The sequence below is a fragment of the Nitratifractor sp. genome (genome assembly GCF_015487065.1).
Lineage (GTDB): Bacteria > Campylobacterota > Campylobacteria > Campylobacterales > Sulfurovaceae > Nitratifractor.
The window spans coordinates 1-2,785 of sequence record NZ_WFQN01000175.1 but is presented as its reverse complement, the minus strand read 5'-3'; the positions used below and the strand labels follow the sequence as shown (position 1 = coordinate 2,785).

The window sequence follows — 2,785 nt, the reverse complement described above, 5'->3', positions numbered from 1 at the left end:
GAGGTCTTCGAGGCGGTGGAGGCGACCATCAAAGAGACCGGTCTGAAACCGGAGATCTTCGACAACCCTGACAAAGAGCATCCCGAAAAAGAGGGGATCTATCTGGAGTTTCACGAGGAGGCGCAGCGTGACGCCGGGGATTTCTTCGACCGGGTGCTTCACAAGCTCAACGTCGTTTGCCCGAGGGATGACTGATGAAACGTCTCCTGCTTCTTTTACTCCTTATTGCCACCACTCTTCTGGCCTCGGCCAAGGATCCTGTCGTGATTCTCAAAACCAACCGGGGGGATATTACCCTGCGGCTCTATGCCAAAGCGGCTCCTCTGGCGGTGGAGAACTTCACCAAACTGGCGAAGAAAGGCTACTATAACGGCACGATCTTCCACCGGGTCATCAAAGGCTTTATGATCCAGGGGGGCGATCCCACGGGAACCGGAAGGGGTGGCAGCTCGATCTGGGGCAAGGAGTTCAAAAACGAATACGCTCCCAACCTGGTCTTCGACCGTCCCTATCTCCTGGCCATGGCCAACCACGGTCCCAATACCAACGGCAGTCAGTTCTTCATCACTGTGGCTCCCGCCCCCTGGCTCAACGGCGGCTATACGATCTTCGGCGAAGTGATCCGAGGGCAGAAGGTCGTCGATGCCATCGACCGGACCCCTACCGGGCCCGGCGATCGGCCCCTCAAAGAACAGAAGATCCTCAAAGCGGTCGTCAAGTAGAGATGGATCTGGAGGCGCTGCGCGGGGAACGGCAGGGCTGGCTGCGCTGGAAAAATATCGCCCCGTTGCAGGAGGCGATTGCGGCCCTGCCCGAACCTGAAGTACGCCGGATCGAGCTGGGCGATGTCGTCTCGGTGGAGCTGGAGCCGGCTTACGAAGCCGAGACGGCGCCGCAGATTGAAACGACGGCCAGAATGCTGATGCCCTGGCGCAAAGGCCCTTTTCGTCTGGGTGAGCTCCTGATCGATACTGAGTGGCAGAGCCAGATCAAATACAATCTCCTCGAACCCCATTTCGATCTGGAAGGGAAGGTCGTCGGCGATATCGGCTGTAATAACGGCTACTACCTCTTCCGGATGCAGTCACAGAATCCGGCGAAACTCGTAGGATTCGATCCGTCGGCTCTCTACTACTCCCAGTTCCGTTTTCTGGAGCGGTTTCTGCGAAGCGGAATCCGTTATGAGCTGCTGGGGGTGGAACATCTTCCCTTTTACGAAGAGCCTTTCGATACCCTCTTCTGTCTGGGGGTTCTCTACCACCGGACCGACCCGATCGCGACGCTCAAGGCGCTCAAAAGCGGGCTGAAAAAAGGGGGAGAGCTTTTTCTGGATACCTTTATGATCGAAGGGGAGGGGGAGTATTGCCTCAGTCCTGCCGAACGCTACGGCAAGATTCCCAATGTCTATTTCATACCGACGGTAGAAGCGCTGAAGGGATGGTGTCGCCGGGCCGGTTTCTCCGAAGTGGAAGTGCTGGCCCTTCGGCCCACCGATACGACCGAACAGCGCAAGACCGACTGGATCGCCACCCAGAGCCTGGAGGATTTTCTCGATCCCGATGATCCGTCCAGAACGGTAGAAGGCTATCCTGCTCCCCTCCGTCTCTATATCCGGTGTATCCGATAGCTTCGTTTTTCCGGCGATGGGCGTGAAGGGAAATAAAATAGCCAAAGAATCCTGAAATTCAGTTTTATTTTTAAATAAGCATGCTTTCGGTATAAATACGCTATGAAAAGAGGGAGTGTGTCGATAAATAATCCATTTTTTGGGCTTCCTCTACAATTTTTGATTGGGCATGTGATACGGTATGAGGATATTGACAGTCGGATTTGACGAAGAGTTTTCCAAAGAGGTCGAGGCGGAGATCGGAAAATATTTTATCTGCATTGTGGACAGCGCGCGGGATCTCTATGACGCGAGCAACTTCACCTATTTTCGTCACTATGAGCTGATCATCATCGTGGATGAGGGGGTCCAGTTTTCCCTGGAACGTTACATCAACGAGATCAAGAAGAAGAAAAAAGAGACCAAGATCATCCTCCTGACCGAAAAGCCGGAGCATCAGCGGGCCTTTTTCGCGCTGGGGGTTGATGATGTAGTCTTCAACCATATCTACGAGCCTGATCTGATCGCCGCCCGGGTCCTGGCCAATATGCGCAATCTCTACGGTACCAAGGTCAATATCGACAAACTCTGTATCGATATCGTCAACAAAAAGATCGAATACGACGACAAAGTGGTCTCTCTCAACGGCAAGACTTTCGATATCCTGGCCTATCTGGCCCTGCGCAAACAGCGGGTCTTCTCCAAGGACGAGATCATCAACGCCCTCTGGGAAGAGCCCGAATATGTCAGCGACAACACCGTCGAAGTGGCCATCAACCAGATCCGCAAACGCCTGCGCAGTATCCTGGGATTCCAGGTGATCCACACGGTACGCCGCCGCGGTTACAAATTCTCCTACTGATTTTTTTCTCTTTTTCTCTTCTGAATTGATCCCCCCGGAAATTCACGTCATTTCGGACCTGAACCTGAATCCAGGGCCCGGAATGCTCATAAAGCGGTGGATCCTGAATCAAGTTCAGGATGACGAAATGATGTCCAGTCAGTTTCCCAGAGGCCTTGTTTGACTATGATGTCAAAAAGCGCAAGGAGAGAGCTATGCATCTCAGGACACATCGACAGATCGACGAATCCCTCTGTGGGAGGGTAACGGCATTAGAGGAGGGCTTCGCCCGGGTCTGGCTGCACACTACCCAGGCGATGGTGGCTGACGAGAAGGGG

Annotated in this window: 4 protein-coding genes; all 4 read left to right on the top strand. The window is 53.9% G+C overall.

Going from position 1 to position 2,785, the window contains the following annotated elements; all coding sequences use genetic code 11:
• Nucleotides 1–195 (top strand): hypothetical protein (locus tag F8I07_RS09970; protein ID WP_292659137.1); only part of this gene is annotated, 195 nt, incomplete at its 5' end.
• Complete coding sequence (locus F8I07_RS09965) at nucleotides 195–722, top strand: peptidylprolyl isomerase (RefSeq protein WP_292659135.1); 528 nt, start codon at nucleotides 195–197, stop codon at nucleotides 720–722. The genes F8I07_RS09970 and F8I07_RS09965, both read left to right, overlap by 1 nt.
• A gap of 2 nt (nucleotides 723–724) precedes the next feature.
• Nucleotides 725–1,627 carry a tRNA 5-methoxyuridine(34)/uridine 5-oxyacetic acid(34) synthase CmoB gene (cmoB, locus tag F8I07_RS09960; RefSeq protein WP_292659132.1) on the top strand — a complete coding sequence of 301 codons (903 nt, stop codon included), beginning with the start codon at nucleotides 725–727 and terminating at the stop codon, nucleotides 1,625–1,627.
• Between the two features lie 181 nt (nucleotides 1,628–1,808).
• Nucleotides 1,809–2,468, top strand: a complete 660-nt coding sequence (locus F8I07_RS09955; protein WP_292659130.1) for a winged helix-turn-helix domain-containing protein — start codon at nucleotides 1,809–1,811, stop codon at nucleotides 2,466–2,468.
• The last annotated feature ends 317 nt before the right edge of the window (nucleotides 2,469–2,785 follow it).